At 52.7% G+C, this 26,988-nt stretch carries 29 protein-coding genes; 23 read left to right on the top strand and 6 right to left on the bottom strand.

Annotation, left to right across the window (positions count from 1 at the left end; all coding sequences use genetic code 11):
• Positions 1-194: 194 nt before the first annotated feature.
• Positions 195-722 (bottom strand): DUF2062 domain-containing protein, encoded by a 528-nt coding sequence (locus BMX45_RS07350; RefSeq protein ID WP_009595805.1) that lies wholly within the window; start codon positions 720-722, stop codon positions 195-197.
• Positions 723-955: 233 nt separating this feature from the next.
• Here BMX45_RS07350 and BMX45_RS07355 point away from each other — a divergent pair, with 233 nt between their 5' ends.
• From BMX45_RS07355 to BMX45_RS07420, 14 genes are all read left to right on the top strand, one after another.
• Positions 956-1,306, top strand: coding sequence for a PadR family transcriptional regulator (locus BMX45_RS07355; RefSeq protein ID WP_090909122.1), 351 nt, complete (start codon positions 956-958; stop codon positions 1,304-1,306).
• 2 nt (positions 1,307-1,308) lie between these two features.
• Entirely contained in the window at positions 1,309-1,989 is a 681-nt protein-coding gene (locus tag BMX45_RS07360) for a permease prefix domain 1-containing protein (RefSeq protein WP_090909123.1), read from the top strand.
• Positions 1,986-2,558 (top strand): DUF4825 domain-containing protein, encoded by a 573-nt coding sequence (locus BMX45_RS07365; RefSeq protein ID WP_090909124.1) that lies wholly within the window; start codon positions 1,986-1,988, stop codon positions 2,556-2,558. Before BMX45_RS07360 ends, BMX45_RS07365 begins: the two co-directional genes overlap by 4 nt.
• Positions 2,559-2,583: 25 nt before the next feature.
• Complete coding sequence (locus BMX45_RS07370) at positions 2,584-3,906, top strand: LLM class flavin-dependent oxidoreductase (protein ID WP_090909125.1); 1,323 nt, start codon at positions 2,584-2,586, stop codon at positions 3,904-3,906.
• A 249-nt stretch (positions 3,907-4,155) separates the two neighbouring features.
• The gene (locus tag BMX45_RS07375) at positions 4,156-5,136 is read left to right on the top strand and encodes an aldo/keto reductase (RefSeq protein ID WP_090909126.1); all 981 of its coding nucleotides are present in this window, start codon (positions 4,156-4,158) and stop codon (positions 5,134-5,136) included.
• Between the two features lie 68 nt (positions 5,137-5,204).
• Positions 5,205-6,545, top strand: coding sequence for an LLM class flavin-dependent oxidoreductase (locus tag BMX45_RS07380; protein ID WP_090909127.1), 1,341 nt, complete (start codon positions 5,205-5,207; stop codon positions 6,543-6,545).
• 4 nt (positions 6,546-6,549) lie between these two features.
• Positions 6,550-7,326 carry an ABC transporter permease gene (locus BMX45_RS07385; RefSeq protein ID WP_090909128.1) on the top strand — a complete coding sequence of 259 codons (777 nt, stop codon included), beginning with the start codon at positions 6,550-6,552 and terminating at the stop codon, positions 7,324-7,326.
• A gap of 41 nt (positions 7,327-7,367) precedes the next feature.
• Positions 7,368-8,384: an ABC transporter substrate-binding protein gene (locus tag BMX45_RS07390; protein ID WP_015737072.1), complete on the top strand. Its 1,017-nt coding sequence runs from the start codon at positions 7,368-7,370 to the stop codon at positions 8,382-8,384.
• A 21-nt stretch (positions 8,385-8,405) separates the two neighbouring features.
• Positions 8,406-9,179: an ABC transporter ATP-binding protein gene (locus BMX45_RS07395; protein ID WP_090909129.1), complete on the top strand. Its 774-nt coding sequence runs from the start codon at positions 8,406-8,408 to the stop codon at positions 9,177-9,179.
• 34 nt (positions 9,180-9,213) lie between these two features.
• Entirely contained in the window at positions 9,214-10,056 is an 843-nt protein-coding gene (locus tag BMX45_RS07400; protein WP_090909130.1) for a sulfurtransferase, read from the top strand.
• Between the two features lie 138 nt (positions 10,057-10,194).
• Positions 10,195-11,064 carry a helix-turn-helix transcriptional regulator gene (locus BMX45_RS07405; protein WP_254778013.1) on the top strand — a complete coding sequence of 290 codons (870 nt, stop codon included), beginning with the start codon at positions 10,195-10,197 and terminating at the stop codon, positions 11,062-11,064.
• Positions 11,065-11,132: 68 nt separating this feature from the next.
• Positions 11,133-12,029 (top strand): phytanoyl-CoA dioxygenase family protein, encoded by an 897-nt coding sequence (locus BMX45_RS07410; protein ID WP_090909131.1) that lies wholly within the window; start codon positions 11,133-11,135, stop codon positions 12,027-12,029.
• Between the two features lie 207 nt (positions 12,030-12,236).
• Positions 12,237-13,085 (top strand): AraC family transcriptional regulator, encoded by an 849-nt coding sequence (locus BMX45_RS07415; RefSeq protein WP_254778014.1) that lies wholly within the window; start codon positions 12,237-12,239, stop codon positions 13,083-13,085.
• Positions 13,086-13,345: 260 nt separating this feature from the next.
• Entirely contained in the window at positions 13,346-13,864 is a 519-nt protein-coding gene (locus BMX45_RS07420; protein WP_090909133.1) for a DinB family protein, read from the top strand.
• Between the two features lie 74 nt (positions 13,865-13,938).
• On the opposite strand, the gene BMX45_RS07425 is transcribed toward BMX45_RS07420, so the two are convergent.
• Positions 13,939-14,967, bottom strand: coding sequence for a LacI family DNA-binding transcriptional regulator (locus BMX45_RS07425; RefSeq protein ID WP_090909134.1), 1,029 nt, complete (start codon positions 14,965-14,967; stop codon positions 13,939-13,941).
• 330 nt (positions 14,968-15,297) lie between these two features.
• Between BMX45_RS07425 and BMX45_RS07430 the strand changes: the two genes are divergently transcribed.
• The 4 genes from BMX45_RS07430 to BMX45_RS07440 all read left to right on the top strand — a co-directional run bounded on the left by BMX45_RS07430 (position 15,298) and on the right by BMX45_RS07440 (position 19,786).
• On the top strand, positions 15,298-16,347 hold the full coding sequence (locus tag BMX45_RS07430) for a 2,3-butanediol dehydrogenase (RefSeq protein WP_090909135.1): 1,050 nt from the start codon (positions 15,298-15,300) through the stop codon (positions 16,345-16,347).
• Between the two features lie 204 nt (positions 16,348-16,551).
• Complete coding sequence (locus BMX45_RS07435; protein WP_090909136.1) at positions 16,552-17,310, top strand: ABC transporter ATP-binding protein; 759 nt, start codon at positions 16,552-16,554, stop codon at positions 17,308-17,310.
• A complete protein-coding gene (locus tag BMX45_RS31730; RefSeq protein WP_254777995.1) occupies positions 17,307-17,981 on the top strand; it encodes an ABC transporter permease in 675 nt (224 codons plus the stop codon). The genes BMX45_RS07435 and BMX45_RS31730 overlap by 4 nt, the downstream gene beginning before the upstream one ends.
• A gap of 50 nt (positions 17,982-18,031) precedes the next feature.
• Entirely contained in the window at positions 18,032-19,786 is a 1,755-nt protein-coding gene (locus tag BMX45_RS07440) for an ABC transporter permease (RefSeq protein ID WP_254777996.1), read from the top strand.
• A gap of 142 nt (positions 19,787-19,928) precedes the next feature.
• On the opposite strand, the gene BMX45_RS07445 is transcribed toward BMX45_RS07440, so the two are convergent.
• Positions 19,929-20,933, bottom strand: coding sequence for a FecCD family ABC transporter permease (locus BMX45_RS07445; RefSeq protein WP_090909137.1), 1,005 nt, complete (start codon positions 20,931-20,933; stop codon positions 19,929-19,931).
• A 2-nt stretch (positions 20,934-20,935) separates the two neighbouring features.
• On the bottom strand, positions 20,936-21,976 hold the full coding sequence (locus BMX45_RS07450; protein WP_090909138.1) for a FecCD family ABC transporter permease: 1,041 nt from the start codon (positions 21,974-21,976) through the stop codon (positions 20,936-20,938).
• A gap of 151 nt (positions 21,977-22,127) precedes the next feature.
• Between BMX45_RS07450 and BMX45_RS07455 the strand changes: the two genes are divergently transcribed.
• From BMX45_RS07455 to BMX45_RS07470, 4 genes are all read left to right on the top strand, one after another.
• On the top strand, positions 22,128-23,144 hold the full coding sequence (locus BMX45_RS07455) for an iron-hydroxamate ABC transporter substrate-binding protein (protein WP_090909139.1): 1,017 nt from the start codon (positions 22,128-22,130) through the stop codon (positions 23,142-23,144).
• 136 nt (positions 23,145-23,280) lie between these two features.
• Positions 23,281-23,736, top strand: coding sequence for a MarR family winged helix-turn-helix transcriptional regulator (locus BMX45_RS07460; RefSeq protein WP_090909140.1), 456 nt, complete (start codon positions 23,281-23,283; stop codon positions 23,734-23,736).
• Positions 23,737-23,801: 65 nt separating this feature from the next.
• On the top strand, positions 23,802-24,185 hold the full coding sequence (locus tag BMX45_RS07465) for a DoxX family protein (protein WP_090909141.1): 384 nt from the start codon (positions 23,802-23,804) through the stop codon (positions 24,183-24,185).
• Positions 24,182-24,676, top strand: a complete 495-nt coding sequence (locus tag BMX45_RS07470; RefSeq protein ID WP_217648110.1) for a VOC family protein — start codon at positions 24,182-24,184, stop codon at positions 24,674-24,676. The genes BMX45_RS07465 and BMX45_RS07470 overlap by 4 nt, the downstream gene beginning before the upstream one ends.
• Positions 24,677-24,817: 141 nt before the next feature.
• Here the strand turns inward: BMX45_RS07470 and BMX45_RS31255 are convergent, their stop codons facing one another.
• On the bottom strand, positions 24,818-24,994 hold the full coding sequence (locus BMX45_RS31255; protein WP_175495046.1) for a hypothetical protein: 177 nt from the start codon (positions 24,992-24,994) through the stop codon (positions 24,818-24,820).
• Between the two features lie 219 nt (positions 24,995-25,213).
• Between BMX45_RS31255 and BMX45_RS07475 the strand changes: the two genes are divergently transcribed.
• Complete coding sequence (locus BMX45_RS07475; RefSeq protein WP_090909142.1) at positions 25,214-25,966, top strand: exodeoxyribonuclease III; 753 nt, start codon at positions 25,214-25,216, stop codon at positions 25,964-25,966.
• A gap of 114 nt (positions 25,967-26,080) precedes the next feature.
• Here BMX45_RS07475 and BMX45_RS07480 read toward each other — a convergent pair whose 3' ends face one another.
• Entirely contained in the window at positions 26,081-26,980 is a 900-nt protein-coding gene (locus tag BMX45_RS07480) for a LysR family transcriptional regulator (RefSeq protein ID WP_090909143.1), read from the bottom strand.
• Positions 26,981-26,988 lie beyond the last annotated feature (8 nt).

Raw genomic sequence — 26,988 nt, forward strand, 5'->3', positions numbered from 1 at the left:
CTCCTTTGCCGGTATATAGTAAGGCTCATCCTCTTTAGAATGCCGTACTTTTAGCAACTTATACCGATTTTTCCAGAGAAAACGGCTAACGGCTGAATGGTAAATCACGAATAGACCGAGACAATTGAGCTTGAACGGTATAAAAAAAGCGCCCGGAATAGAATTCCGGGCGTTTTTACAGGGGGAGCTTCGTGCTAAGGCTTCGATTTTCCTCTGCGAATGGATTCTTTGATCTTGTGGAGCAAGGGTTTGCGGTAGACGGAGAGCATGATTCGCAGCAAAATGTAAAGGATCAGCGTAGATAGAACACTATTGATCAAGGCGCCGACGAGAAAGTTAACGCCCATGTCGCCCAACCTGCCGAAATGGTCCGTTTCAACGATATAATCCGTCTCCGGAACGGGAACCGTGAGCGCATCTTCGATTTCGAAGGTCGCGGGAAACGTAGTGAACAGGTGCACAAACACGCCGATTCTATAGTTTAGATAGAACAGGATCGGCCACAAGACGGAGCCTGCGGAGGCCGCAAGGAAGGCGGAGGGGATGTTCCCCCTTACCATGCGAGCCAGCAGCGGAGCCAGCAGCAGATCGATGCCAAAGGTGGGATACCAGCAAGGGAAGAAGCCGACAGCAAAGCCGAGAGCGATCCGATGATCGCTATTTTGCATGCGAAGGGTCCGGAGAATATAGTATTTCAGTCGTCGAATGTATTTATGAAGCAAAACCGTTTCCTCCTGCGGGGACTGATGGGATACAGATATATTGAGATCTCTTGCACAGCTTGTTATGGGATCCTATTTATAATAGGAAGAACTTTCAAGAATTATATAGTAGACGCTCGCAAACCGTCAATCCAAGAAGAGCGTAACGGAATATATGCGTGTAATATTACTTTGACATGCATAGTAATGTGCGTTATATTATACCCATTCCATCCGTTAGGAGGTTCGGGTATTTGATTGAACCCTTACATAACAGTGACTTGATACGCGGCAATATTGATACCTTTATTTTGCATGTCCTATCAGACGGAGACAATTACGGCTATCAGATCATTAAGGAGATCGCGATCCGGAGCGGGAATCGATTTGAACTGAAGGAGCCTACATTGTATTCAAGTCTGAGGAGGCTGGAGAAGCAGGGGTTGATACGCTCCTATTGGGGAGAAGAAACTCAGGGCGGGAGGCGTAAATATTACAATCTCAGCCAGGAGGGAATGAAGCGCTTGCTGCGCAACCAAGAAGAATGGAAGGCGGCACGCGAGATTATCGATGTTCTGATCGGAAATGGAAAGGAGCTGAAATAGCAATGACCAACAGACATGATCTGGAGATTTTTGTGGATCGCCTATTCGCGAATCAACGCAAAACCAAGGAAGTTGTGGATCTGAAGAATGAGGTTCTCAGCAATTTGGAGGCGCGGGTCACGGATTATATGGAGAACGGCATAGCATATCAGTCGGCGATCAGTCTGGCGATCGAAAATATGGAAAACATCGAAGCTCTGATTGACGACAACCAAAAAATTTACAGCTACCGTTTCCGTCATGACCTCCTTCAGAGCGCCCTTATTTATTCCTTGCTGGCCTGGATCGCTACCATTCCGGCCCGGTTTTTGCCAAACGGGATATGGGTGAACACGCTCCTCCTCTGTTTGGCTGCATTAACCGGTGCGGCGTATCTTTCCATGTCACGGCATCTGAAACGGTATGAAAAGCAGACAGCTGTCATCAATGCAGGCAGATTGAACCAATGGAGAAAGTGGGCATGGTGGCTGTGGTCGATATTTATCGTGGTTATATCCATGTACACCTTCGTAATTCAATACGGCAGCGATTTATGGTTTGGGCGAGAACTGTCGGTCGATGGGCCTTATTCGTTCTACGTGACCGTCATGCGGTATGTTATCCCGATGACGTCGGTCTTCATTCCGCTGCTGGTCCAGAAAGCTTATAAACTAACGGTTCAACTTGAGGTGAATGAACCATGAGCAGAAAGAATTGGCTGATCGTCGTCCTGCTGCTGATCGGCATCGGGGGCATGGCGGCCCTGGAGGGATACATCAAGCCCAAGGCTAATGAACAGGCGGTTCAATATGAAGCGGAGCAGAATGATCCGTTGACGCACGATATACGGAATTCGCTGAAATTCGCCAGCCCATATATGGGCAATGCCGGGAACCTGATCAATTTGAACGCTTCGCTTCCCATGCGTGACATGGAGCGCACATTTCAGCTGTATCCGGAAGAATTGACCGCCGAGCTTCGATTCAAGTCCACGGTCGGCGATCTGAACGAGGACATGCTGAAGCAGACGCTGGTCTATAATTCCACTGCGAATTTTGCCATGATTGATAATTTGGATACACTGATCTTCAAGTTTGAAGACCGGTCTTTCACCATCCGTCGGGATAAGGTGGAGGCATGGTATGGCATCGGGACGGGCCTTGCGTCCTTGCGGGAAGCCGTGACATGGGAGAAGGAAGTGCAAGCCCGTCTTCACGATAACAAGTATGTCAGTGAATACGTAGATAACCTGATCGAGATCAAGATTCTATAGAGATAAACCGGGGGGAGTGAACGTGATGGGTTCAGATCAACGCCAATTCATCCTAGGCGCTTTTTTGATGAATTACGGCCATCATATCGCTGCATGGCGGCATGCCGATTCGGCAGGGGTCGGTGCGATGGACTTCGGCTTCTACAAACGCTGCGCCCAAGCAGCCGAACGCGGGAAATTCGATATGGTATTCCTTGCGGACAACAACTCGATCCCGTTGATCGAGGATTTACGGACGAATGTCAGCTTTCTGCAGCCTGAAGCGCTCACCATGCTGAGCGGCCTCGCCGGAGTGACGGAACGTATTGGATTAGCCGGAACGGCCTCTACAACCTTCAACGAGCCGTACGGATTGGCCAGGCGTCTGTCTACGCTGGATCATATCAGCGGCGGCAGGGCCGCCTGGAATGTGGTGACCTCCACGAAGGATGCGGAGGCACGCAATTTTGGATCGGCGGAATTAATGGAACACGACAAACGGTATGAAAGGGCGGAGGAATTTCTACGAGTCGTGACCGGTTTATGGGACGGCTGGGAGGACGATGCCCTTGTATTGGATCGGCAAAAGGCGGTCTTTGCCGATACGGCACGGATTCATCGGGCGCATCATGAAGGCGAGCACTTCAGGGTGGAAGGGCCCTTGAACATGCCCAGATCTCCGCAGGGGAGGCCTGTCATCATTGAAGCGGGAACCTCGGCTGCCGGAAGAAGGCTGGCGGCTCAAACGGCTGATGTCGTGTTCACGGCCTGCGAGAGTAAGGAGGATGCGATCAAGTATTACCGCGAGTTTAAGGACTTGCTCATGGAGTATGGACGGGAGAGGGAAGAGGTCAAGGTTCTGCCGGGACTGCAGATATTCCTTGGGGACAGCGAAGCCGAAGCTATGGCATGTCACCGGACATTCAGCGAGCTCATTCTGCCGGAGGCAGGGGTGAAGTATGTGTCCCAGCTGCTGAATGCGGATTTGACCGGATATCCGGTAGACGGCCCGCTGCCCGAATTGCCGCGGGAAGGAAACAGCAGCCGGGCGATCATGATTATGGATACGGCCAAGAAGTCAGGGATGAGCATTCTGGAGCTCGGCCGGCATTACGCGGTGGCGAGAGGACATATGACGATGGTTGGCACTGCCCTGCAAGTTGCCGATATGATGGAGGATTGGTTTCGCAGCATGGCATGCGATGGATTCAACATTATGGCCCCTCTGCTCCCGAGCGGGCTCGAACAGTTTGTGGAGCGCGTAGTCCCGCTGCTTCAGCAGCGGGGGCTGTTTCGCGAGGAATATGCGGGCAGGACATTACGGGATCACCTCGGGCTGAACCGGCCGCAAACCCAACATGAAAAATAATTGACGACAAAATTAGACGGTGTTATAATCCTACTTAACATATCGGAAATGATAGAATTAGAGGATTTGTTTATCTACCCAACCAACGGAGATGAACGAGACGTTCGATTCTAAGTAACATTTATAACGCTAATATGATTGATGCACATTCTACCGGACAACCGGAGATGCATCCTTGGATCAAGTTGTGATTCGAGGGGTGTCTCCGGTTGTTTTTTTATGAATCCAGCAAAGTGAGGGGTTGTCATTATGCAGTATAGAACACTGGGCAGAACCGGGGTTCAAGTGTCGGAGGTAAGTCTCGGGACGATGTCTTTCGGGCGCTGGATCGATGAGAGGGCTTCGGCCGCCGTATTGGATCAGGCGCTTGGTACTGGCATCAATCTGATCGATACGGCTGACGTGTACGGGACGGGCATGGATAACGGAAACGTCAAGCAGCTCGGGGAATCGGAAGAAATTCTGGGCAGGCTGCTGAAGGAGCGAAGACAGGACATTCTCCTGGCAACCAAGCTGCATAATCGCATCGGACCCGGCATCAATGACCAGGGCCAAAGCCGCTATCATATCAACCGTGCGCTGGAGAACAGTCTTGCCCGGCTCCAAACGGATTATATCGATCTCTATCAAGTACATCGGTTTGATGAGTTAACCCCGCTGGACGAGACGCTTGAGGCGCTTACGGATCTTGTACGGCAGGGGAAAGTGCGTTACATCGGCTGCTCGAACTACGCGGCTTGGCAGCTGGCCAAAGCCCATGGCATCAGTGCGCTGCATGGCCTTCGCCGGTTCGAGAGCGTACAGCCGGAATACAGTCTCATTACTAGAGAGATTGAACGCGAGCTGATTCCCTTTGCCCAGTCTGAGCAGGTCGGGGTAATCGTGTACAGTCCGCTCGGCCGGGGCATATTGTCCGGCAAATATCGGGCGGGCGAAGCTCCCCCAACGGACTCGCGCCTAGCTGCAGGCGAGCAGCGGTTACGATTGCTGCTGAACCAGCGGCATGCGCTTTCCATCGTGGAAGGGATCCGGCCGCTGGCCGAGCAGCGGGGATGGACGCTTCCGCAGTTCGCCCTGAATTGGGTGCTCAGCCGCCCTGGCATCACGTCAGCCATTGTCGGGGCATCGAAGCCTGAACACATCGCGGATACGCTGAAGCATTCGGATGAACGGCTGACAGAAGAAGAACTGCAGGAGATCGACCGCTTGACGGAGGATTACCGCGGATAAAGCTCAGTACCTATTCGGCATGATCATGATCAACCATAACCAATATGGATCAGGAAGGTGACACAACCATGAGTTCAAAACGTCGTCAATTGCATCTTGGATTATTCTTATTCGGGACGGGCTATCATCCCGCGGGCTGGAGACTGCCCGAAGGCAAAACGGACGGGGCTTACGATCCCCAGTTCCTGAAGGAGGTCGCCCAGAAGCTTGAAAAGGCCAAGTTCGATTTCTTTTTCCTGGGGGACCGATTGGCCACGAGCGCGGATATGCAGCATTTATTCCCTTCCCAAATGACGCGGCTGGAGCCGTTCACCATGCTGTCCTATCTGGCAGCGGCAACGGATAAAATCGGTTTGATCGGCACGGTGAACACCACCTATGCCGAGCCTTACAACATCGCACGCTTCACGGCATCGCTGGATCATCTCAGCCGGGGCCGGGCATCATGGAATGTCGTGACAGGCTCCGATACGCGGGCTGCGCTGAATTTCAGCCGGGAGAAGCATTGGGATAACGCCAAGCGGTACGACTATGCCGAGGAATTCATCGAAATCGTCAGCGGACTGTGGGACACCTGGGAGGATGACTCCCTTCCGCGGGACAAGGCAAGCGGCGTGTTCGCCGACGGCAGCAAGGTGCATGCCCTGGACCATGTCGGCGAGCACTTCTCCGTCGCCGGGCCGCTGAACATTCTGCGTCCGATACAGGGACAGCTTCCGCTGATCACGGCAGGAACCTCCCTGCGCAGCCAAATGCTGGCGGCCCAATATTCCGACATGGTCTTCACCGGAACGAACGTCAAAGAAGTCGCCGTGAAATTTTACAAGGAAGTGAAAGGGCGCCTGCCGGCATATGGAAGGGAAGCTTCGGATTTGAAGGTTCTCCCCGGGCTGGTTCCGATCGTGGGCCGGACGGAGGAAGAAGCACGGGCCAAATATGCGGAGCTGAACGAACTGGTGGTGACCGATTTCGATCTGGGTCCCCTTTCGGATAAGATCGGAATCGACTTGAGGGGATATTCGCTGGAGGATCGGCTGCCTGACCTATCCGCTTCGGAAGCCGCACTGCACTGGGCCGACTTGGCTAGAGGGGCGAACGGACGCGAGGATATTACGATCAGGGACCTGTTCTATTTCTTCACCGTCACGGTCCGCGGGCATCTGCTCGTGGTCGGCAGCGCGCAGCAGGTAGCGGATATCATCGAAGAGTGGTTCCGGGATGAAGCGGCCGACGGGTTCAATGTTTGCCCTCCCTATATGCCTGGCGGCCTGGATCTGTTCCTGGAGCTGGTTGTGCCGGAGCTTCAGCGGAGAGGCTTGTTCCGCACCGAGTATGAAGGCAGCACCTTCCGGGAGCATTTGGGACTGAGCCGCCCAAGGAACCGTTATGACCTGATTGCGAAGGGGTGAGCGGATGGGAACGAGGAAAGCCAAGAAATTCCCCGGCATCTGGGCGTGGCAGGGGGCGTTGCTGCTGGTCATACTGGGGATCTGCGAGGTTCTGGTTCGCACGGAGACCGTCAGCAGCTTGTATCTGCCTGCGCCTTCCCAAGTATTCCGCGAACTGTTCAAGCTGTTCGGTGACGGGGAGATCTGGAAGCACCTGTACGTCACATTGGCCGAGTTCGTTGCGGGCTACGGCCTTGCCGCCCTTGGCGGTTTGGCAGTCGGCATGGCTCTGGTGCTGATCCCATGGGCGGAGCGCTTCTTCCGGCCGTACCTTTCGGCGCTGATGGCGATTCCGAAGGTGACGATCGTCCCGCTGCTGGCGCTCTGGCTCGGGATCGGGATCACGCATAAAATATCGATTGTGTTCCTGTTCTGTTTCTTTACGATCACGGTCAATACGATGACCGGAATCAAACAGACGGCGGATAACCATCTGAAGGTCGCCAAAGTATTCGAGGCGACGCGGTATCAGACCATCATGAAGGTGATATTGCCATCGGCTGCGCCCACCATTTTTGCCGCTCTCCGAATTTCGGCCGCTACCGGACTGGTCGGGGCGCTGTTCGGTGAGATGCTGGCGTCGAAGGATGGCCTTGGCAATATTCTCGTGAAGGCGACATCGCTGTACAATACTGCGCAGGCTTTTGCCATTGTAGCGCTGGTTACCGTCGTATCCGTACTTATCATTTCATTGATCGATTTGTTGGAACGCAGCGTTTTTTTGAAATGGAAATCATCATAAACCATCGGGCAAAAGCACCACTACCAGGGGGAGAGAACCATATGAACAGAAGAGGAATACGTCCATACCTAATAGCACTTGCGGCGCTATGGCTGATCGCCATGACGGCCGGCTGCGCAAGCGGTCAAGATAACGGCAAGGAAGCGGCACCGTCCGCCGGGGACGGAGAGAGCGCGGCAGGCGCCAAGCTGGAGAAGATCAGGTATGCTCCGCTTAGCGGGGTCAGCGGACTGGCGGTGTCCTTCGGGGCGGAGAAGGGATTCTTTGAGGAGGAAGGACTCGACGTCGAATTTATCACCACCAAGGACCCGATAGCCGGTCTGACCAGCAAGGACATTGACGTGGTCGACGTGGCCACGACGACGGCGATCGTGGCTGCGGGCAAGGGCGCTCCCGTCAAAATCGTCTCCTCCATGTTCCGGACCAAGGGGCCGTTCTACCTGATCGCCTCGCCGGAGATCCAGAAGGTGGAAGACCTGAAGGGCAAGAAGGTGGGCATCGCCGTGTTCGGCAGCGGCCTGGAGGTATATACGCAGGTCATCCTGAAGGAGCACGGATTGAGTCCGGACGATGTGACCTTCATTGCCAACAGCACGCATCAGGCGGCTTACGCGAGTCTGGAAACCGGACAGGTCGACGCCACCATCATTCATGAACCGTTCGCTTCTCTTGCGGAAAAGCAGGGAAAGGGCCATATCATCGCTACAGGCTGGGATTACCTGCCGACCTTCCACACCGGGGTGCTGGCGGCCCGCGACGGTATTCTGGAAGAGAAACCGGAATTGGTCGAGAAGCTGCTGCGAGCTTACTTCAAATCGCAGGAGTATGCGAAGAGCCATCCGGACGAGTTTAAGACTTACTATCTGAACAACATCGAGATCGATCCCGAGGTGCTGGATCTGGCGCTGAAGCGCGAAGAGGTGCTGTGGGAGAACAATCCGGACGTGGACATCAACGCGTTGAATGATACCCAGCAGATTCAGAAGGAGCTGGGCTTCCAGGATGAGATCTACAAGGTGGAGGATATTCTGGACCTCAGGTTTATTCCGAAAAAATAAAGTATGGCAGGAGGCGTTCCTATGTCCGGCTTTACGGTTGAAAATGTCTCGAAGGTCTATGACGGCGACCTTCCAACGATATCGCTTCAAAATATTAACCTGCAAGTGCGGGACGGCGAATTTCTGTGCGTCCTCGGGCCCAGCGGCTGCGGAAAAAGCACGCTGCTGGAGCTGCTGGCGGGATTGCAGCTTCCGACGGAGGGCGACATTTTGCTGGATGGCGAGAAGGTTCAGGGGCCTACGCGGAGCTCTGGGGTCGTATTCCAGGATGCATCCCTGTACCCGTGGCGCACCATTTCGCAGAACGTCGGCCTTGGGCTGGAGCTCGCCGGCATGAAAAAAGCAGAGCGGCAAACGCTCGTGGACAAATATCTGAACATGGTCGGCTTGGAGGGGTTCGGCTCGAAATATCCGCATCATTTATCGGGAGGCATGCGGCAGCGAGCGGGGATCGCAAGGGCGCTCGTAAGTAGTCCCAACATCCTCCTGATGGACGAGCCGTTCGGCGCGGTGGACCATCTTACCCGGCTTCAGCTTCAGCAGGATCTGCTCCGGATATGGCAGGAGGAGCAGAAAACGGTGGTGTTTGTGACCCATGACGTATCCGAAGCCGTCTTTCTCGCAGACCGGGTCGTCCTGCTGTCCCCGCGCCCCGGGCGCATTCACCATATTTTCGACGTTCCCCATGAGCGTCCGCGCAAGCGGGAGGATGCCAGCCTCTTGAAGATTCAGAACGACATCTATGCTGCGATTTATGACGTCAAGACGGAAGAGGATTTGGAATTTACGATTTAAACGGCAGCTTGATATCAGAAGGGACGAGGAGCTTATGTCAAATATCGTAAGCAAGGAATGGGTGCTGGAACAGTTGCAGTCGAATCCGGGTCAGCTTGTCGTTGCGGACGTCCGATTCAGCCCGGGCGATGCGAATTACGGCTACGAGGCTTATCAGCGCGAGCATGTGCCCGGTGCCGTATTCGTTGATTTGAAAAAGGATTTGACGGATTCTCCAGGCGAGCACGGCGGCCGGAGCCCCTTGCCGCATACGGAGGAGCTGGCCCGGCGGCTCGGCAAGCTCGGGATCGATGCGAGTACGCCCGTCGTTGTCTATGACGATGACCTTCGCCCGGAAGGTGCGCGGTTATGGTGGATTTTGAAATACCTGGGCCACGGTTCGGCATATATATTGGATGGAGGATTCGCCGGCTGGAAGTCGGCCGGATATCCGCTCACCTCGAAGAGAAGCGAGGCGGCTCCGCGCGTATTCCAGCCGAACGCGCGGGAGGAATGGCTGGCTGATGTGAATGAGGTGAGGGCAAAGATCGGCAAAGCCGGCGTGACCCTGCTCGATTCAAGGGATTGGAAGCAGTTCACGGGAGAAACGGCACCACAGGATCCGGTGGCCGGACATATTCCGGGAGCGGTGCATGCCTATTGGAAGGACGGGATTCATGATGACGGGACGCTGAAGGGGGCCGAGCTGCAGCGGGAGCGTTTTGCCGGGTTGTCCTTCGATGATGAAGTGATTGTATATTGCGGATCTGGATTGTCGGCTTGCCCGAACGTCCTGGCTTTGCGGGAAGCCGGGTACCGCAAGGTGAAGCTGTACGCAGGCAGCTGGAGCGATTGGATCAGCTACAAGGACCATGAGATTGCCGCAGGTGAAGTTTAATCATGGATCATGCTGAGGCTGCCGCAAGTTAAGGTGCTTCTCGCAGGTTATCCCGACTTGACGTAAGGTTTATCGACGGTATAGTTGAAATCATAACCGTTCGAAATCGACATGCGGCAAGGGGGATTAACAACCTTGATGGAATGTAAAAGTTTTATTGGCGCGCATGATGAACATTGGGAAGATGACGGCTTAAGAAGCCACCAGGAACTTGAGATTACGTTGATAATGGAAGGTAGCGGTCGCTTTTGCGCGCACGGCAGGGAAGCGAGAGTGGAATCCGGGAACGTGGTTCTCATTCCGTCCGAGGTTCCCCATTCGTTCCACGCGTTGTCTCCTATACGCTTCGGCGTGCTTTTGGCAGACCGCATTCCGTCTGACGTGAAGGATCTGTTCGACAGGCTTATTCAGGATGGCGGCACTCGTATCATCGCCCTGTCCCGTCTGGATCGGGACCGCTATGAACGCTTGTTCCGCGAATGGCTGAGAATCCGTTCTGCTCCGTTGAAAGACCCGATTCGGAATTATGCGGTCTGGGTGGAGCTACTTTTATTGTTTCTTAACGAACACGCCCATTCCGATCATCAGGCGCTGTCCATCTCGTTCATCGGCGACTACATCCGTCAGCATATCCGGGATCCAATACATGTCTCTACCCTGGCGGAAATGGCGGGACTGTCCGAGGATGGCTTCCGCAAGCAGTTCGCCAAAATATACGGCATGACCCCGAAGCAGTACCAGCAGCAATGCAGGCTTGCGGAAGCGAAGTGGCTCTTAAGCTCCTCCGATAAAGACCTCCAGTCGCTTGCCGAATCGGTTGGCTTCTCCCAGCTTCACTCGTTCTCGCTCTGGTTCAAAAACTGGAGGGCTGCCCCCCATCGGAGTGGAGAAACCGGCAGCGCCTATATCATCACTAACGCGTTTACGATAGCCTACCGCGGATGCAGACGGGTTTTGCGTAAATTTGGTTCGGTTTTCGGTAACGACTTCCTCTTTCGGATCCAATAGGATAAGGATACTTGAAGCGTGGATGTTTCGCTTCAGGTTATCCTGACGGACAGAAAGGGAGGTTTGTTATGAAGGTGACCATCGGACAACGGGAACTGGAGTGGGGAGGTAAATACCTCACGGAATTAAGAGACTGCAATGACATGCTGGAGGATACGGTCGCGCTGCGAAACCGGCTGCGGGAGGATGGATATCTCCTGATTCGCGGTTTCCATAAGCGGGAACAGGTCTTGAACGCAAGAATGGAGTTCTTGAATAAACTCCGGGCCATGGGCAGGCTGGATCCCCATGCCCTTGTCGAAGACGGGATCATCGGATCGGAGAACAAGGGCGGAATGTGGGGCGGCAGTACCGAAGAATTACAGCCGGATTTCCCCCAGTTTTTGGACGTTGTCAATTCGCCAGCGGTGCTGGACTTCTTTGGACGATTGCTGGGCGGAGCCGCGATGACATACGACTACAAGTGGCCGCGCGCCGTCGCTCGCGGAGGCAATACCGGCGCTCATTACGATGTTGTGTATATGGGTAGAGGCACGAAGGATTTGTACACTATGTGGACGCCGTTTGGGGATATCCCTCTTGAAATGGGAACGTTGGCGATGTGTCTCGGGTCCCAGCATTTTACGAAAATCAAGCAGACCTACGGGGAAATGGACGTTGATCGTGACAATGTTGCCACGGGCTGGTTCTCCGAGGATCCCGTCGAGATTGTGGACCGTTACGGCGGGCAATGGGCGACGACCGCTTTTGAAGCCGGAGACGCCATTATATTCGGAATGTATATGATGCACACCTCGCTGAACAACAGCACCAACCGGTACCGAATCAGCGCGGATACCCGTTATCAGCTTGCATCCGAACCGGTGGATGAGCGATGGATCGGCCGCAAACCCAAAGGTCATTATGCTTGGGGACGCACACCGCAGAAGTCCGTAGCCGAAGCCCGCAAGGAATGGGGAGTATAAGAGTTCTAATGGCTTAGGCTCAGATTTGCAAGTAGAGTACATCGCAAAAAAGAACACAAAGCTCGTCGACCAGATCACTGGAGGCATGGCCATGAAGCCGTGCCTCTTTGTTGTTTTTAAGCGGTGAAGGCAGGCGTATCATGCTCGGCATGTTGCATTTGGCAGGAAGCATTTAATTTGAGGCGGGAGGGATTTCATGTGAAGGAGATGGTCTTCGAGCATGCTAATATGAAGTACTGCATACCTTCGGACATGGAAAGAAAGGGCGGAATCTGGATTCTCCGTGCAGGCCGGAGTTTGGCCAGGCCCAACTACAGCGTCGGCCCCAAAATATCCGAGAACTATGCGCTGCATTTTGTCCTGAACGGGAAAATCTCGCTGGCATTCGGGGATAAGGTGGTTACGTTGTCGGCAGGGGATGCCTTTTGCCTGTTTCCACATACGAGGTACAGTTATTGGGAACCGAACGGCGATCCCGAACCGACGCTGCGCATGCAGTGGATCGTCTTGGACGGAGAAGCAGCGGAGAGCGCTTTGGCCCGAATCGGGCTGCACCCATCCGCGCCCTTTCTGCATAACGTGATGAAGGGCGGGCTGCAGGCGGTGCTGGATCAAATTTACGGGTGCGTGGATGACGATACCATCGGTCACGAGTTTGGACGGCAGAAGCGGTTGTATCAGCTGTTTGAACTTTTGGCTGCCGTCCCGGCCAAAAGAGGAACGAAACCGAATTGGCTCGAACAAAGCGTGCATTACATGGATTCCCACTACATGGAAGGGATCACGGTGACGGATGTGGTCCATCAGGCCGGGGTGCACCGGACGCATCTGTACTGCGAATTCATTCGGGTGCATGGCATCAGTCCGAGCCATTATTTGATGAAGCTGCGGATGGAGCGGGCAGCGGTTCTGCTGACCGAAACCGACGTGTCCGTGACGGAGGTGGCGTTCTCGCTGGGATATTCCAATCTCCACACGTTTTCGAGAGCATTCGCTAAGTATTATCGCATATCGCCTACCTCGTATCGGCTGCTGCATGCGCCGGTTCCGACCTAGGTGAACGCAAAAAAGGCATGCCGCACAAGGCTGTGACAGGGAGTTGCTTGGAACCTGTTGCGGTCTTTTTTTGTTGGAACTAGAACCATACGATGATTCACGCTTATTTGGCCGCATATATGTTAGAATGGGATTAGGTTAATTTCAGGAGGCGTTCGAGATGAAAACAACAATCGTTCACGGGCAAACTTATATGGGGATTAGCGCATAATTGCCCTTAAACTGCGTGCTTCCCCGCCTATGAAAAGGGGAACAACGATTTGAAAACATGGATCTTACAGCAGTATGATTACCACGTATGGGCAAACCGGAAGGTTTGCGAATATTTGCAGGGGCTTTCGGAAGAGGTATACCGCAAGGAGATTGTCAGCGTCTTTCCATCCATTTATGACACGATGGTGCACATCTATGTCATTGATTCCGGCTGGCTGTCGTTCTTTAACTCGGGCGGAGTCGCGGAGATGTCGCCTGCGTACTTGGAGAGTCTGAAGGATTCGATTGCTCGGCTGGTTGCGGAAACGGAAGGCAAGCGAATCGAAGAATTGGGCCGGTTAATGGACGATCTGGCGGCACGCTTCCGGTTGTTTATCGAACAGCACGAGAATCTGCACACCATTCATCCATCCGGAGATTTTAGAGCCAGCTGCCTGGATTATATTCAGCATATGGTCAATCACGGGACCTATCATCGGGGGAACGTAACCGCCATGCTCCGGCAAATCGGACATCCCGGCACGCCTACCGACTATGGCTATTATTTGTATACGTTAAGCCATTAAGCGTTCATGATTCAAAGTGGAAAAGAGCCCGGAACATCGCGTTCCGGGCTCTTCTTTACGGGTCCGAATCACGCCTAGTCGGTTGTTGCGTTTCGGATCACGGACACGCTCGATTCCCTGACGATAAGCCGCGGCTCGAATTGCACGCGCTCATATTGGCCTGTCTTTTGCTCTCGAAGCCGCTTCAGCAGCAATTCCGTCGCAAGCCGGGCCACTTCATCACCCATGATGGACACCGAACTGATCTGCGGCGTCGTGACGGTGGTCCATGCATTGTTATCGATGCCGACGACCGCCACATCGTCGGGAACCCGAACCTTCAGCTCCTTAAAACGGTTGACGATGCCGATGGCAACCATATCGTTAACCGCATAGATGGCGTCCGGCATATGCCTCAGGCCATAGAAATAGTCCGCCGCGCGAACCCCCGTCTCAAACGAGAAGTCCTCCCCGAAATAGACAAGCGACGGATCGATTTTCTGCAGCGACTGTTCATAAGCCCAATACCGCTCTTCGATTTTATCCTTGGGCGCACCGGCGTAGGCGATTCGGCTTCGCCCGATTTTCAGCAGATGCTCCATGACAAGCCTGCCCTCCTGGCGTGCGAGGCCGACGATATCGGCTCTATACTCTTCACCCAGTTGTTTTCCGTAATTAATGATGGAGATGGGGAGGCTCGATTTGTTAATGAGGTCGCCAAGCGTTTTGGGATAGGCCAGCGGCATGATAATCAGGCCGTCCACGTGCAGTTTTTTGATATCCCTCACGATTTCCAGCTCATTCCGTGCGTTCCCGGCCGTATTGATCTGAACGACCCGATAGCCGTGCTGTTTGGCGGTCTGTTCGACCGACCAGGCGATTTCCGGGATGATCGCATTTCGGATGTCGGGCACGGCGAGAGCGATTTGATTCGTCTGGCGGACCTTCAGGCTTTGAGCGGAGGTATCCGGACTGAAGCCGATTTCCTCGATCACCTGCATGATCCGCGCTTTCGTTTTTGGACTGATGCCCTTGCTGTCGTTGATGGCTCGGGACACGGTTGCGATACCGACGCCCGCTTGCTTGGCGACATCTTCAATCGTTACTTTTTTGGGGTTCACCATATTCGATAAATTCCTCTCTATATCGGAAACGTTTCCTGTGAATGTGCGAATACACGATGGGATTGGAGCCAATAACTATATTATAACATTAAGCTCGTCCTTCCATCACGGGATTCGCAGGGGGAACTACGGAAACAAGCAAGCGATGCTGCATCAATCGCTGCATTTCCATGGCAAAAGCAGGGGAACGGCAGTCTGCAGTTGTCCATGACATTTCATACATTTTCGTGGAACGGGTTTGACAGATTGTCAAAACTGTGACATATTTGATTTCGGAAACGTTTCCTATTTCATTTTTTATTTTTTCGAACCTATAAGGAGATGAGGACGATGCAAGCATTGCGCTGGCATGGAGTAAAGGACCTGCGTTTGGAGACGATCGCGGAGCCGCAAGCTACGAACGGAAAAGTGAAAATCAAGGTCGAGTGGTGCGGGATTTGTGGCAGTGATCTGCACGAATACGTGGCCGGGCCTATATTTATACCTGAGAATACGCCTCACGCCCTTACCGGAGAACAGGCTCCGGTGGTAATAGGCCATGAGTTTTCCGGCCAGGTTGTCGAGGTTGGCGAGGGCGTTACGAAATTCAAGGCTGGCGACCGCGTGGTTGTAGAGCCTGTCTTTGCATGCGGAAAATGCGAAGCTTGCAGACAAGGGAAATACAATCTGTGCGACAAAATGGGCTTTCTCGGGCTCGCTGGGGGTGGCGGCGGATTCTCCGAATATGTAGCTGCGGATGAGCACATGGTTCATAAAATTCCGGACAGCGTTTCTTATGAACAGGGAGCTCTGGTGGAACCTTCGGCAGTGGCGCTGTATGCCGTGCGCCAAAGCCAGCTGAAGGCCGGGGATCGGGCGGTCGTATTCGGTGCCGGGCCGATCGGCCTGCTTGTCATCGAAGCATTGAAGGCAGCGGGGGCATCCGAGATTTACGCCGTGGAGCTGTCCCCGGAACGCAAGCAGAAAGCCGAGGAATTGGGGGCTATCGTCATTGATCCGAAGGCCTGCGATGTGGTAGAAGAACTTCATCGACGTACCGGTGCCGGAGTCGATGTGGCATTCGAGGTGACCGGGGTTCCGCCGGTTCTTACCCAAGCGATCAACTCGACGAAGATCGGCGGACAGATTATGATTGTCAGCATCTTCGAAACCTCCGCTCCGATCGTGCCGAATGACATCGTGATGAAGGAACGTAACATTACCGGAATCATCGGCTATCGCGACGTATTCCCTGCTGTTATCAGCCTGATGGAAAAAGGCTTCTTCCCGGCGGATAAGCTGGTCACCCAGCGGATTAAACTGGATGAGGTTATCGACCGGGGCTTTGAGGCTCTGCTTAAAGAGAAAAACCAGGTGAAGATCCTGGTGAGCGCTCACTAATATCGAAGCTGCGCTTCGCAGCTGTATGGCTTATGAAAGACCGCGTAACGCGGTCTTTTTTTCTTTGGATGTTTATGCCAATAAGATATCAAACTGATCAATTACATTCCATGGATTCCATTAGATTACATATATAACCAAATCTGATATACTCATAGAGTATTTTATCCAGGTATAGACAAATAAATCGAGTGGAGGGATTGGATGAATCAGAAGAGTTTGTTATCGGTTCGCAATATCCACAAAACCTATGATGGAGACGGATTTAAAGTTCAAGCTTTAAAGGATGTGTCTTTTGGGGTTGCGGAAGGTGAATTGGTGGCCATCATGGGAACCAGCGGCTCCGGAAAAAGCACCCTGCTGAACATTATCAGTTCCCTGGATACGCCAAGCTCAGGTACCATCGAGTTAAAGGGAAAGGTCATGGACAACATCTTTGTGGAACCTCATGCAACCCACTACCGGCGTGAAAATATCGGTTTTGTATTTCAATCTTTTCATTTATTGAATGATCTAAGCGTAGAAGAGAACATGGCGATTCCCTTGATTTTGCAAGGGGCATCGGAGGCGGAAATTCAGCACAAAGTCCATGACATGCTCAGTCTGCTTGGACTTGAGAGCTGGAGGAAGAAACGGCCTGTTCAGCTGTCAGGGGGACAGCAGCAGCGGGTCGCCATCGGCCGGGCGCTGATTACGAGTCCGCCGCTGCTGCTGGCAGACGAGCCTACCGGCAATCTGGATTACAATACCTCAAAGGAAATTCTTGAAGCTTTGGTGGAGATGAGAAGCGCCTTCAATCAAAGCATGATTATAGTAACGCATGATCCGAATGTAGCGGTTTATGCGGATCGGGTGTTATTTTTCCATGACGGTCAAATCGTGGATCAGTATCAGAGCAGCGGAGAGCGAAAGATGGATCCGATATTGAACATATTCAAGAAGATGATGGAGTTATCCGCATGATTCATTCACTGCGAGGCATAGCCCTTCGTATACTGGCCCGTAACAAGTCGATTCTGTCCTTTCCCGTGATTAGCATAAGTTTGGCCGTGTTTCTGATGATCACGATGTCTTCATTTATGGCGAATGCCAACCGTTCCATAGACCACGAAGTGAAACAGCAGTATGGCGATGTCGACATGATGGTGGGATACACTAACGAAGTGGACCATGAGACATCAGATCAACGCATTATGGATTTAATGCAGTCCACGGGCGGGGTGCGACAGGTCTCTCCGGTCATGCTGTCCCACATGTTCGTTAATGATCTTGCTGCACCTGTAGCCGTTGCCGGTATTGATAATGATGCGTTGTCGATGAGCCGATATCATTTCACAGCATATCCGGGACGCGAGGAGTTGATTGTGAACGAGTCGCTTGCAGAGGAGTTACAGCTGCGGGTGGGCAGTCGGATGAAGGTTGAAGGGAAAGCGTACACAGTCACGGAGATCATTGGCGATTCGGTTGCCGCTGCAGGTACCATGTCGGATCTGCTGCTTATGAACCGGGAGGAAGTCCAGCAGATTAAGGCTGCAGGAGCCCAGCATGATGCGGTGTCAAGTTATGTGATGGTGCAGGCGGCGGATGATACCGATCTGTTGGTTCTGAGTGAGCAATTACAATGCCCGGGCTAACGATCGAGATTGTCGCGCAGAATTCAACATTGAAAGCCTCTTTGTCTCTCTTGGGCAATTACATCCTGGTCATCTCGGTCCTGATTGTTATGGTCATTTCCCTGCTGATCGTGTCCAATTTCGAAGGCATGTTGCATAAATACCGCTTCCAATTCGCCGTTCTCAGGTCTATGGGCGCGCAAACCGAACAGTTGTTTAAGATGGTGTTCATCCAATGCACGGTTACGAATGGGGTCGGTGTTCTGAGCGGTTTGCTGGTATCCCTACTAGGTTACACTTACATTATCCCATGGATATCCGGACTGTTTCTGGTTCCGCTGACGGATAGCCGTTTTGATGTTGGAGTTGCGACGATGGTAGCGGTGGCAAGCTTTATCATCCTGGAGTTATTTATGTTGATTCCTGCTTACAGAAGCACCGAGATACTGCCGCTTAAGATGCTGGAGATGAACCAGAATACCGATTTTAAAGGGCGGAAGGGACGAAAAACATTAGGGAAAGTGCTGATGGCCGCCTGCCTGTTTTTCATCCTCTTTGGGATCGTATTCTCGGGTACGCCGTCAGCTAACCCGGAGTTAAGCTTTTTAATAGGATTTCTATTGTTCGTATGGTCCGTGTTTACGATGGTTCCCGTATACCTTCCCGGTGTGTTGGCTAAGGTGTCGCCTGTGTTGAAGCTGCTAGGGGGGCGCGTTTCGTATGTTGCAATCAAAAATCTTGTGCCGCAGGTCAAGAAAAACACCTTCGTTATTCTGACGATCAGCCTTGCCATGATGATTGCCGTCATCGGCTCATCTCTTCTGAACACGATACAGCATAACGATCGGAATTATATCAAGAAGCAGTATGCCGCGGATATTCGGGTTGTCGACCGGCTGGAGAGCTCGTCATCGATTGACCCTGATCAATTAAAGCAGCGGATATCGCAATTGGAAGGGATCGAGGAAGTAAGCACGGTCAGCCGGTTAAGTCCCGCCAAAAAGGAGAATGGCGAAAGAGTCGATTATGTTTTGGCTGATTTGGATGAACTGGCCGCGCAGCGGCTGCTCCCGGATATTTCGAACGTGACGAATGCCGTCATCGTGTCCAAACGTTATGCTGAGGTACATGCGCTAAGCATCGGCGACCCGATTCGTTTATCGGTATATCAAGACGAGGATCCAGAGAACTTCAAGAATGCGGGAACATTGACGGTAGCGGCCATTACGGAGCCGATTCAAAGCACAGACATGTATATCGATTGGTCGAATGCAGCCTTCCATACGAAGTTTACGGTTTTTGGTACAGCTTATATAACACCAGTGAACGAGATTGCGGCATTAAATCAGCTGGAAGGCATCAAGGGGCAGTTCCCAACGGTGGATATCAGCAGTTATGCCCAAGCTCTGGAGAATTCAAGCAATATGTACACGCGGGTATGGTCCTTTTTCCTAAGTGCTATCATTGTGATTATGCTAAGCGTGACCATCGGCGTATTTAATTCCCTGATTAACAACATCTATAGTAAGCGTAAAGAATTTGCGGTATTACGGGCTATATCCGTGGACAAAAAGGGTCTTGTTCAGATCATTCTAACGCAGGTGCTGCTGTACCTATATATCGGAATGTTTGTAGGAGTCACGTTAGGGATTATTCTGTTATATGCTTGTAGATTGATTGACACGTCACCTATCCATATAAATGCTCCATTCGTGGCCATTATTATGGGAATCATGCTTGCGCTGGCGCTTGCCGTATTTATTCCGTATGCAAGCAGTCTCGCGAATAAAAAGGTTGCGTCCGAGCTGAATCATAGCCACGTATAGCGGTTGTACCAGAAATTGGATGGGAGTAGGTCCCACAGGCAATTTAATATTCAAGCTCAGACGCATGATACTAAACAACGGCGATTTCCTCCTGCATAGACCGGGAGCGATCGCCGTCTTTTTTAGTTAGACCCATTCCACCTTAATCCTTGATCAACAAATAAATAAAGTAAGGCGCTCCGAGACAGGAAACGACCAAGCCGACCGGGATTTCGTAAGGGGCCATCAGGTTCTTGCCGATCATATCGGCCACAAGCAGCACCAGCGAGCCGAGAAGCGCGGAGACAGGCAGCATTCCCTGATGACGGGGACCCACCAGCTTGCGTGCCAAATGCGGAGCTACGAGTCCGAGGAACGCGATGCCGCCGCCAACGGCGACGCAGGCGCCCGCCAGGGCAACGGAGATGAGCAGCAGCGTTCTTCGCTTGCGCTCGACCGTAACCCCAAGCCCCGCAGCCGTGTGGTCTCCCAGGTTGAGCACATTCAAATTTTGCGATTTATATACCGCCCAAGGAACCAGGAACAGGATCCACGGAAGGATCGCAACGACATACTCCCAGCTTGCCCCCCAGATGCTGCCGGACAGCCAGATGGTGGCCTGCATGAAATTGTTAGGGTCCATCATCAGCTGGAATACGATAATCAGCGCCCCGAAGGCCGCGTTGATGCCGATCCCCACAAGCACCAACCGGATCGGCGTGACGCCTTGCTTCCAGGCCAGCGAATAGATGAGGAAGGCTGCAAGAAATGCACCGACTAGCGCGGCAAAAGGCATGATATAGACGGACCATATGCCGGAACTGAACGAGCTTCCTTGAAAATAAAAAATATACAGTACGACGGCCAATCCTGCCCCGGAGTTGATGCCCAGAATGCCCGGGTCTGCCAGCGCGTTTCGCGAAACGCTTTGCAGTATGGCGCCGGAGACGGCGATTCCCGCACCGATCAGGATGGCAATGACCATGCGTGGCAGGCGAAAGTGCATCAGGACGGTATAATTCTGTTCGGAACCTGTCCCGTTGAACGCTTTGACCACTTCGGCCAGCGGGATTTTCATCGTCCCCATATTCAGGCTGACCAGAAATACGGCAATGATAGCCAGCAGTAGGATCATGGATACGGACATGATTTTTCTCGTTGTATTCATCGTTACAGCCCTCTCCCTTCGCGCCGTGCAAGATAGAGGAAGAAGGGAACGCCGATCATCGCCGTAATTGCGCCGACCGGCGTCTCGAACGGAGGATTGATCATCCGCGCACCCACATCGGCAAACACCAGCAGAAGTGCTCCCATAACGGCGGAGCAAGGGATGATCAGCCGATAGTCGGGTCCGACGATGAAGCGGACGATATGCGGGATGACGAGCCCCACGAATCCGATCGTTCCGCCTACAGCCACCGCTGCGCCTGTCAGCAGCAGCACAACGAGCGTCCCCAGGAACTTGACGGTTCCCGTTTTTTGGCCAAGCCCGGTAGCGACTTCCTCGCCCAGGCTCATGACGGTAATGGATCTGCTGAGCGCCAGCGCAATCAGCAGCCCGACGATGGCGACGGGGATCAGAAGTTTCACGTTCACCCATTGCACGCCCGACACGCCACCGGCATACCAGAAGCTGATATCCTTGGCAACGTTAAAGCGGATGGCAATGGCCGAGGATATCGAGCTCAGCAGCGCGGTAACGGCTGACCCGGCCAAGGCCAGCTTGACAGGCGTCAATCCCCGTTTGGATAACGAGCCGATCAGCAGCACAAGCCCGGCCCCCAGGCCGGCGCCTGCAAAAGATAACAGCATGAGCGCAGTAATGGATGGCGACTCCATAAAGGCAAACCCGATCGACATCATGAAGGAGGCACCGGCGGTGACGCCCATAATGGAAGGGGAGGCGAGCGCATTCCTTGTCATGCCCTGCATGATGGCTCCCGATACGGCCAAGGAACCGCCGATCAGCGCAGCTGCCAAGGCCCTTGGCATTCGAAGTCTCTGGATAATCTGGTGCGGGGTGGAATCGGCATCGAAACGGACAAACGCCTCCCATATGGTGGACAGTTTAATGTTCGACGCGCCATAGATAATCGAAGATGCCATCGCGGCAGCCAGCAGAGCAAGCCCCAGGAGAATGACGGCCGCCGCTGTTTTGGGACGGTAAATGGATTTTGCGGTTGTTTTGTGATTGGGATGATTTGCCTGCATGTTCACCTAAACCTTTATGTTGATAAAAATATTGAAATAACGTATTGTAAATGAGAATGAATTTCATTATCATGGTTATTGTTATTATATCACTTCATCCGTAGAATGCTAGTGATTGCGCCAAAAAAATATACATAGGGGGAAACGAAAAATGAGTCTTTTCAAGAAAAAAATATGGATTATCGCAGGACTGCTGGCGGCTTTAACGCTGCTTGCAGCTTGCGGAAACAGCAAGGACGCAGCCGGTAACGAGCCGACGGGGACGCCAACGCCAAGCGAGCAGAACGGCGGCACCGAAGCGAAGCCGGAGGAAGGAAGCACGGAAGTGAAGACGGAACGAACGTTGACGGACGCCATGGGCCATGAAGTGAAAATTCCGGCGGAGCCGAAACGGGTGATCGCTTCTTACTTGGAGGATAACCTGGTGGCATTGGGCATTACCCCGATCGCGCAGTGGTCGGTCAAGGGCGGAAGCGTGCAGGATTATCTGCAGGATGCGTTAAAAGACGTGCCGACCATCGAGCATGATCTTCCCTTTGAAGCGGTAGCAAGCTTTCAGCCGGACCTGTTGATCATGGACTCCGCTTCCATGGTAGAAGGCAACAAATACAGCCAGTACAGCAAGATTGCTCCTACCTACGTCATCGGCAACGAAGTCAATAACGATTGGCGCGAAGAGCTGAAGAAAGTGGGCGAAATCTTTGGCATGGAGGAGGAAGCTAAAGCGGCGCTTGACCAATACGAGCAGAAGGCCAAGGATGCCAGGGAGCAACTCCAGCAGGCGATCAGTGGTGAATCCGCTGCGGCTATATGGCTTGTCGGCGGCAAATTGTTCGTTGTCAGCGAGACGCTGTCCAGCGGCGCCGTTATGTACGGCGACTTGGGACTCACCGTACCGGGTGTGGTGAAGGAAATCTCGGCATCGGCTACCGGCAACTGGTCCTCCATTTCCCTGGAGAAATTGGCCGAGCTCGACGCGGATCATCTGTTCTTTATTAACAGCGACGGCGAAGGCGCCGAGGTGCTTCAGGATCCGCTCTGGGCGAATATTCCGGCCGTCAAGAACGGCAACATCTACGAATATGGAAAAGATACAAGCTGGCTCTATACCGGCACGATTGCCAACAGCCAGATCATTGATGACGTGCTGGAAAGTTTGGTGAAATAATAGTTATATCGCGTGCAGCCGTCTGCCGAGATGATCGGGAGACGGCTGTTTTATAGTTAAAGGGATTGACATCGGAAGGGGAATTTGCATAATATAATAATTAGAATTCTAACTATATAATCGAGGCGATGCCGTAATGAAGCGGGAAGCACAGCAACATGAATGGAAGTGGGATCAAGGGCCGATCGGCCGTTTGGTCAAAAACAGTTATATTACGCTTCGGCGTGAAATGGAGAAAGAGTTGAAAGCGACTGGGCTTTCCCATACGCAGTGGAGTGCACTCGGGGCAATCCGTCATTTTCCGGGTATTACCTCTTCCGAGCTGGAGCTGGTACTGATGATTGAACGTCCTAGCGTGACCAGCCTGATCAACGGTTTGGCCGCCAAAGGACTGGTTATCCGCAAAGATCATCCGGAGGATGGGCGCTATAAACGGATATTTCTAACGGATGAAGGTTTGCGGTTAGCGGAGGAGACCCAACATCTGGCAGCGGATGTAGACCGCCATGTCAGGGAAGGGATGACGGAGGAAGAATTCGAGACATTAAAGAAGCTGCTTGTGAAAATGGTCGGTCTGTTCGAAAAAGAGTGAGAAAGGTGCTCTTTTTTTTGAGAAAATAGTTAGATTTCTAATTACTAGTAGAGGAGCAATCGTAAATGAAAAAATGGCTGATTGTTATCGGCTGGATTGTCGTTTGGGGGACCGCTTTGTTTTATGCTCAAAACGGCATTCAGAAGTTGATGGGGGCGGGCCAAATGGTTGAGATGTTTCACGAATTAGGTTACCCGGCCTGGTCAAGGATCGCGGTGGGACTGCTTGAGGTTGTGGGCGCCATTCTGCTGGTCATTCCTCGAGCAACGTCCTATGCAGCGGCAGTCTTGACCTTGCTTATGGCGGGAGCGGTTCTATCTGAGTGGAGGGTAGGCCAAACTTTTGAAGCATTGCTGGCTGGCCAGTGGCTCGTCATATTCATTTTAATTTTGTTGTTCCGTTATCGATTCGTCTATAAATCCAATAAAAAGGAGCTGGATATGCCATGAGTCGTCCTTCTGAGGATATTGTGCATGGAGAGTTGCATTGGCAGGGGTTTCATCACATCGCTTTGGTTACTCGTGATTTAGATGCTACGCTTGATTTTTATGTGAACTTGCTCGGCATGCAGGCAGGGGATATATTTCGGGCGGTAAAAGGCCGTGGAAGACATTGTTTTGTGAAGCCCGGAGACACGGAGACGTGGGGGATACACTTTTTCGAATACAAGGAGGCGCAAATATTCCAAAGCGCAGAGACGTTAAAGCGTTTAGCACAGGAACCGGAATCTGAGGATTTATACCGTTCCTTACCGGGGGCGCTTCAGCATATCGCGTTCGCCCTGCCGTCGGAGGAACATGCGCTGGCTTTGCGGGATAAACTCCGTCTGCACGGTGTTGTTATGACCGATATTTATGATCTGGGCGGCATCCGCAATTATATATTCATCGATAATAACGGCATCCAGCTGGAGGCAGTCTGGCCCAGCAATCAGGCTTGAAAACAGAACATAAAGTGAAATAACGTAACAAAGGAACGGAAGAGTTATAGCTGATAGGCATCGAAAAAACACCCGTTACGTTGAATCGGGACTGACCCCTGTTTGTGAGACAGGAGGCAGTTCCGATCAGCAAGGAATTTCCTATTCCTGATCCCGACAATGCTCTTCGGCCGCGGAGGTGAACTCCTCTTCGTTCTCGGAAGCCAGCTTGTCCCCGTATTGATCCAAACGTTCAGGGCTGCTGGAAGGACCGTCGTTCTTAGGCTTGCTGTTTCTGCCAGTCATTTTGCTGTACTCCTCCTTTTGTGGGATTCTCATCGACTGGGTGCGAAATGACCGCACTTCGTTTACGTTTATGTTGTTCCTGATTTGGGGCGGGATTATGCACGCAAGGCCTCAACTTATCGTTTCATGAAGTTATGATGAAAGGGAGCGAAGCGTCTTGTTCGTTTCACCCGCGACATGATACCATTATAGAATTTAGAAGATTCATAGATTCAACGCGCAAAACGATATGGATACCACGGAGGTTACGATATGAAGCTAGTATCATGGAACGTCAACGGATTGCGGGCCTGCGTAACGAAAGGCTTTATGGATTATTTTAATGAGGCGGATGCCGATATATTTTGCGTGCAGGAAACGAAACTGCAAGCGGGACAGATCGAGCTCGATCTGGGTCCGGAATACCAGCAGTATTGGAACTATGCGGAGAAAAAGGGGTACTCGGGAACGGCGGTATTTACGAGAATCGCCCCAATGTCCGTTCGCTATGGCCTGGAGGAAGACAGCGAGCCCGAGGGCAGAGTGATCACGCTGGAGTTTGAGGGCTTCTATCTCGTGAACGTATACACGCCGAACGCGAAACGCGACCTGAGCCGGCTGGATTATCGGCTGGAGTGGGAGGAACGGTTCCGCACTTACCTGCTTCAGCTCGACGAACGCAAACCCGTGATCGTATGCGGGGACCTGAATGTGGCGCATCAGGAAATCGACTTGAAAAATGCCAAATCCAATCATGGAAATTCCGGCTTCACGCTGGAGGAGCGCGGCAAAATGACAGATCTGCTGGCAGCGGGCTTTATCGATTCCTTCCGTCACTTCTACCCGGACCGTACGGACGTATACAGCTGGTGGTCCTATATGGCCAAGGTGAGGGAGCGGAATATCGGCTGGCGCATCGACTATTTCCTGACGTCTGCCCGTTTAGCCGAAAAGCTGAAGGATGCCGAGATCGACTGTCATGTGCTCGGAAGCGATCATTGCCCGGTGAGTTTGACGCTTGAGTAATTCATTAACATAAATACCGATCTTGTTAAAAAGCCAACCGGCGAACGGGGAGACTGGGAATAATGCCACGACCCGATTTGCCGGTTGGCTTTTCATTCGGCGAACCTAAGCCCCTTAACCAATCTGATGCTTCAGCTTGTCCAGAAAGATCGACGCCGGCTTCGACAGGTGGTGGGTTCCGAGCTGTACCCACCCGAAGGAGGAAGCGGCGAGGCCGGGGGGCATCTCCAGCTCCAGCGTCACGATGTTTCCCGAAGGAACGGAAGCGAAGCTGGTGAAGGACAAGTCGACCCCTACCGTAACCGCCACATTCTCTTCGACGAGCTTCTGTATGACCCTCGTCTGGTTGGTGGAGAATAGCACCTCCATGTCCCCGTACTGCTCCTGGAATACATCCATCAGCTTGAACAGATTGTCATCCTTATACAGGACCAGGGGATATTCACGCAGTTCTTCGGGCGTGATCGATTGCCGCATGGCGAGAGGGGATTGGCGGCTGACCCCCACCACGAATTTGCTCTCGAGGAGCTTCCCGAAATGCAGGCCGCGATGCTGATGAATGATGGATTCATCGACGAAGATCAGACCGATATCCGCGTGATTCTGCTTGATATCCTCAATAATATCGAGCGTCGCTTTCTCCGTGATATCGAGTTTGATTTGCGGAAAGTCTTTTTTGAACCGGATAATGGCATCGATGGACAGCGTTAAAGGCACCGGAACGGTAGCAATCCGCAATGACCCGCCAAGCAAATTAGAATAGCCTTCGGCCTCCGCCTTGAGCTCCTGAAATTGCTCCAAAATGGCATAAGCTTTCTGCAGAATCCGCTGACCCTCGGCTGTAGGTACGGCACCAAGCCGCGAACGGGTGAACAAAGAGAAACCAAACTCGTCTTCCAGGCTGGACACGGCTTGGCTCACCGCAGAAAGGGTAACGTTGCAATTGTGGGCTGCCTTGGTTAACGATCCTGTCTTGGCCGTCTCCACGATATATTCCAATTGTTCGAGATTCATATGACCTC

This window comes from Paenibacillus sp. cl141a, assembly GCF_900109305.1.
In the GTDB taxonomy this organism is placed as follows: Bacteria; Bacillota; Bacilli; order Paenibacillales; family Paenibacillaceae; genus Paenibacillus_AQ; species Paenibacillus_AQ lautus_A.

Bases quoted from the DNA above. Each gene is read 5' to 3' on its own strand.
- BMX45_RS07360 (WP_090909123.1), top strand. From the start codon at position 1,309: ATGACCAACAGACATGATCTGGAGATTTTTGTGGATCGCCTATTCGCG.
- BMX45_RS07365 (WP_090909124.1), top strand. From the start codon at position 1,986: ATGAGCAGAAAGAATTGGCTGATCGTCGTCCTGCTGCTGATCGGCATC.
- BMX45_RS07370 (WP_090909125.1), top strand. From the start codon at position 2,584: ATGGGTTCAGATCAACGCCAATTCATCCTAGGCGCTTTTTTGATGAAT.
- BMX45_RS07375 (WP_090909126.1), top strand. From the start codon at position 4,156: ATGCAGTATAGAACACTGGGCAGAACCGGGGTTCAAGTGTCGGAGGTA.
- BMX45_RS07380 (WP_090909127.1), top strand. From the start codon at position 5,205: ATGAGTTCAAAACGTCGTCAATTGCATCTTGGATTATTCTTATTCGGG.
- BMX45_RS07385 (WP_090909128.1), top strand. From the start codon at position 6,550: ATGGGAACGAGGAAAGCCAAGAAATTCCCCGGCATCTGGGCGTGGCAG.
- BMX45_RS07390 (WP_015737072.1), top strand. From the start codon at position 7,368: ATGAACAGAAGAGGAATACGTCCATACCTAATAGCACTTGCGGCGCTA.
- BMX45_RS07395 (WP_090909129.1), top strand. From the start codon at position 8,406: ATGTCCGGCTTTACGGTTGAAAATGTCTCGAAGGTCTATGACGGCGAC.
- BMX45_RS07400 (WP_090909130.1), top strand. From the start codon at position 9,214: ATGTCAAATATCGTAAGCAAGGAATGGGTGCTGGAACAGTTGCAGTCG.
- BMX45_RS07405 (WP_254778013.1), top strand. From the start codon at position 10,195: ATGGAATGTAAAAGTTTTATTGGCGCGCATGATGAACATTGGGAAGAT.
- BMX45_RS07410 (WP_090909131.1), top strand. From the start codon at position 11,133: ATGAAGGTGACCATCGGACAACGGGAACTGGAGTGGGGAGGTAAATAC.
- BMX45_RS07415 (WP_254778014.1), top strand. From the start codon at position 12,237: ATGGTCTTCGAGCATGCTAATATGAAGTACTGCATACCTTCGGACATG.
- BMX45_RS07425 (WP_090909134.1), bottom strand. From the start codon at position 14,967: ATGGTGAACCCCAAAAAAGTAACGATTGAAGATGTCGCCAAGCAAGCG.
- BMX45_RS07430 (WP_090909135.1), top strand. From the start codon at position 15,298: ATGCAAGCATTGCGCTGGCATGGAGTAAAGGACCTGCGTTTGGAGACG.
- BMX45_RS07435 (WP_090909136.1), top strand. From the start codon at position 16,552: ATGAATCAGAAGAGTTTGTTATCGGTTCGCAATATCCACAAAACCTAT.
- BMX45_RS31730 (WP_254777995.1), top strand. From the start codon at position 17,307: ATGATTCATTCACTGCGAGGCATAGCCCTTCGTATACTGGCCCGTAAC.
- BMX45_RS07445 (WP_090909137.1), bottom strand. From the start codon at position 20,933: ATGAATACAACGAGAAAAATCATGTCCGTATCCATGATCCTACTGCTG.
- BMX45_RS07450 (WP_090909138.1), bottom strand. From the start codon at position 21,976: ATGCAGGCAAATCATCCCAATCACAAAACAACCGCAAAATCCATTTAC.
- BMX45_RS07455 (WP_090909139.1), top strand. From the start codon at position 22,128: ATGAGTCTTTTCAAGAAAAAAATATGGATTATCGCAGGACTGCTGGCG.
- BMX45_RS07460 (WP_090909140.1), top strand. From the start codon at position 23,281: ATGAAGCGGGAAGCACAGCAACATGAATGGAAGTGGGATCAAGGGCCG.
- BMX45_RS07465 (WP_090909141.1), top strand. From the start codon at position 23,802: ATGAAAAAATGGCTGATTGTTATCGGCTGGATTGTCGTTTGGGGGACC.
- BMX45_RS07470 (WP_217648110.1), top strand. From the start codon at position 24,182: ATGAGTCGTCCTTCTGAGGATATTGTGCATGGAGAGTTGCATTGGCAG.
- BMX45_RS31255 (WP_175495046.1), bottom strand. From the start codon at position 24,994: ATGAGAATCCCACAAAAGGAGGAGTACAGCAAAATGACTGGCAGAAAC.
- BMX45_RS07475 (WP_090909142.1), top strand. From the start codon at position 25,214: ATGAAGCTAGTATCATGGAACGTCAACGGATTGCGGGCCTGCGTAACG.
- BMX45_RS07480 (WP_090909143.1), bottom strand. From the start codon at position 26,980: ATGAATCTCGAACAATTGGAATATATCGTGGAGACGGCCAAGACAGGA.